The sequence below is a fragment of the Acidimicrobiales bacterium genome, from assembly GCA_035533595.1.
GTDB lineage: Bacteria > Actinomycetota > Acidimicrobiia > Acidimicrobiales > Bog-793 > DATLTN01.
Genome location: DATLTN010000037.1, coordinates 1 through 3,527, shown reverse-complemented (window position 1 = coordinate 3,527; position 3,527 = coordinate 1). Strand labels below are relative to the sequence as shown.

Genomic DNA, 3,527 nt, shown 5'->3' with positions numbered 1-3,527 from the left:
GGATGCCGAGCCGGCGCGCGAGAACAGCGGCGAGAGCGCGAGGCCGGCGAGCACGCCGAGGAGGAGCAGGAGGAGGAGGCATCCACGCGCCCGGGGGAACTGGGCGCGTGGATGCCAGAGCGAGTTCCCCTCGGGTGGGGCGAGGGGAACTCGGGGAGCGAACGCCGTCGGTGCGACGAAGGCGTACACCGGGGGAATGGCCGCGAACCGTGGTCGGCAGTAGTGCCGACTCCTGACCGTGACCTCATATGCCATCGAACTCCGATCCGGCTCTCGGAAGGGTGGATGTTCGCTCTCCGTGGTCATGTTTCTCGAAAATCGCGCGTCGCGTGGTTACAGGCACGCGCGCGGAGTGGTTACAACTTGGCCGCGGGGCGAGCGAACGGGGCTGGCGAGGGACGATGAGCGCCCTGGCGGAGCCGGAAAAGACGTGCGCGCTACCGTCGTGGCGGTGAGCGACGCTGCCGGGACGTCGCCCGCGGTCGGCGAGCGGTCGCGCCGAGGAGGACGCTTCGCCCGCCTCCGGAGGCTGCCGCCGGTCGCCGCGGCGATCGCTGTCCCGTCGCTCATCGCCCTCGGCCTGTGCTGCTACCAGTACTCGACGCCGAACTTGCTCTTCAGCGTCTACGACGGCGACGACGGCGTCTACTTCGGGGCCGCGATGCGCCTCTCCGACGGCCTCTTCCCGTACAAGGACTTCGTCATCGTCCACCCGCCGGGGATCGCCGTCCTCCTGCTCCCGCTCGCCGCCGTCGGGCATCTGTTCGGCACGCGAGTGGGGTTCGCCGCCGCCCGCTGTCTCACCGTCGCCGTCGTGACGGCAAACGTCGTGCTCGTCGGCCTGCTCGTCCGCCACCGGGGCGCCTTCGCCGCCTTCGCCGCTGGCCTCTTCCTTGCCTGCTTCCCAGTCGCCGTCGCCGCCGACAACACCCTCCTGCTCGAGCCCTACCTCGCCTTCTTCTGTCTCCTCGGTCTGCTGCTCGCCTTCCCGAAGGGCCAGCTCGCGACCGGGCGCCGGCTGATCGGTGCCGGCGCGGCCTTCGGCCTCGCCAGCACCGTCAAGATCTGGGCAGTCTTCCCGCTCCTCGCGATCGGCGCCTACCTGCTGTTCCGCCACCGCGAGGCGATCGGCCGCTTCGCCTTCGGCCTCGTCGTCGCCCTCGCTGTGTTCGCGGGGCCCTTCGCCGCCGCGGCCCCGGCGGCGTTCTTCCGGGACGTCGTCGCGTCGCAGTGGCTGCGCGGCCGCCGGGGGACGCCGACAGCCCCGCCCGGCGATCGCCTGCTGCAGCTCACCGGTATCGGCGGCTGGGGCCCCAACCTTGCCGCGAGCGTCGGCGTCCTCGCCGGCGTCGCGCTGGTGGCGCTGCTCGGGGCGTACTTCGTGTGCGTCCGCGGCCACTCGTCGCTCGAGTTCGCCCTCGCGAGCGGCGCGGCGGTCGCTGTCGCCGCGGAGTTCATCTCGCGCGAGTTCTACGCCTACTACGCCTACTTCCCGGCGGTGTTCATCGCGCCGCTCTGCGCGCTCGCGTTGTCGTCGATCGTGTGGAGGTTCCGGGAGGGCCTCGCCCGCAGGCCCTCCGTCGACCCGCGGCTGCGGCGCGCGCTCGGTCGACTGCCGTGGGCGGCCGCAGTGGTAGCGGCTGCGCTCGCCGTCCCCGCCAACGCCAGCTACGCGTCGCAGTACCTCGCGTCGAGCGGGATCAACAACCCGGCGCCGGTGATCGACGCGGCCATCCCACCGGGGGCCTGCGTGCTCTCGGTCGACGTCGTCTACGCGCTCGTCTCGGACCGCTTCACCTCGCCCCCGGGCTGTCCGACGCTCGACGACTCCTACGGGACCTGGATCGCGCTGAACGACGGCAGCCCGCCCGCCTCCCCGCCCTTCTCCCCGGCGCTCGTCTCGCAATGGACGAGCTGGTTGGAGCAGGCGAACTACCTCATCTACCGACAGACGAACGTGAAGATCCCACTGACCCCCGCGCTCGTCGCCTATGTCGACGCCCATTACCGGCTGGTCGCCTCCGGGCAGTACTTCCAGGTCTTTCGCCACACGCCGTAGCCGGGCCGGTCGTGGTTGACTGCGGAGGCGCCGCGAACGGGAGGGACGACCCAATGATCAGTGCCGACGACTTTTGCTGGTTTGTGGACAGGGCGCTCGAGCAGATGGTGGCGATCGTTCTCGGACTCGGTGATGAGGGAGCGAACGCCGCCCCGGAGCTGCCCGGCGCGAACAGTCCGTACGCGATCCTCACGCACTGCCTCGGGGTCGTCTCTTGGTGGGGCGGCCGGACCGTCGCCGGTCGCGAGGTCGAGCGGGACCGGGACGCGGAGTTCGTCGCCACCGGGTCGACCGCCGAGCTCGCCCGAAGAGCCGAGAGCGTGCGGACCCAGTTCCACGCCGACGTCGCCGGGGCAGAGATGGGCGCGCCGCCGCGCGTGCCGACCGCCGCCGCCGACGCCACCTCCCCGCTCGGGAGCACCCAGGGCGGAGCGCTCCTGCACGTCTACGAGGAGCTCTCTCAGCACCTCGGTCAAATGGAGCTGACCCGTGACCTGCTGGTCGCCGCCCGCGGCTGAGGTGCCTCGGGCGCGGCCGCCCTCGGCTCGGTGCCCCGGGCCGCTGGTATCCTCCCGGGGGGTCGGTCCGGGATATGTCAATTCCCGGCAGCTCACCTGGCGCGAAGTCGGCGCCTCCGCGGTGCCGGCATTTGCGAGCGCAGCGTGATCACCGGCGTCGACGTTTCGGTCTTTCAGCACCCGGACGGCAAGCCGATCGACTACGAGCTCGCAGTCGAGAAAGGCGTCGACTTCGCGATCATCGAATACCGCGACGAGTCGGCCGCCGAGAACCCGCACTTCATCGCCGACCACGACGGCTTCAAGAAGGCGGGCGCCCTCACCGGCTCCTACGTCTATCTCGAGCCGAGCAGGCCGATCGCCCCCCAGGCCGAGGACCTACGGATGCTCGCGAAGTTCGGCCCCGTCTGGGGCGACCTCGAGGTCACCGGCGGCAGGAACGGCCCACGGGAGATCGCCGCGTGGTGGGGCGAGCTCCACAACGCCGGCGGCGACTTCGGGATGGTCAGCTACCCGGCCTTCCTGCGAACTCACGGCCCGTTTGCCGGGACAATGCCGCTGTGGGTCGACGACTTCGGGGTGAAGGACCCGCCGGCGGGCGCGCAGCTGTGGGGGATGACCGACAAGGCCGAGGTGCCCGGGATCCCGGCCCTCGTCGACCTCGACGCCTTCCTCGGGAGCCGCGCGCAGCTCGAGGCGCTGTTCTCGGGGGGAGAGCCGGCGAAAAAGCCGGTGGCGCCCGCAGCGCCGACCATTGCCGCCGCGGCCGGCACGCCCTCGGGGAAGGGCTACTGGCTCGCCTCTGACGCGGGCGACGTCTTCGCTTTCGGCGATGCCGCCTACCACGGCTCACCGCCCGAGCCGACGACCTTCCCGGTCATCTCGCTCGTCCCCACGGCGAGCGGCCGGGGCTACCGGCTGATCACCCGCAACGGCACCGCCCACAGCTA

Annotated in this window: 4 protein-coding genes; 3 read left to right on the top strand and 1 reads right to left on the bottom strand. The window is 71.4% G+C overall.

The genetic code is table 11. The annotated features are described in order from the left end of the window. On the bottom strand, positions 1-189 hold a 189-nt coding region (locus VNF07_07075), incomplete at its 3' end, for a hypothetical protein (protein HVB05987.1). A gap of 262 nt (positions 190-451) precedes the next feature. Here VNF07_07075 and VNF07_07070 point away from each other — a divergent pair. The 3 genes from VNF07_07070 to VNF07_07060 form a co-directional block, all read left to right on the top strand. Then, positions 452-2,059 carry a hypothetical protein gene (locus VNF07_07070; protein ID HVB05986.1) on the top strand — a complete coding sequence of 536 codons (1,608 nt, stop codon included), beginning with the start codon at positions 452-454 and terminating at the stop codon, positions 2,057-2,059. Positions 2,060-2,142: 83 nt separating this feature from the next. Then, entirely contained in the window at positions 2,143-2,577 is a 435-nt protein-coding gene (locus tag VNF07_07065; GenBank protein ID HVB05985.1) for a DUF664 domain-containing protein, read from the top strand. A gap of 144 nt (positions 2,578-2,721) precedes the next feature. Continuing rightward, the coding region (locus tag VNF07_07060; GenBank protein ID HVB05984.1) for a hypothetical protein at positions 2,722-3,527 on the top strand (806 nt) is incomplete at its 3' end.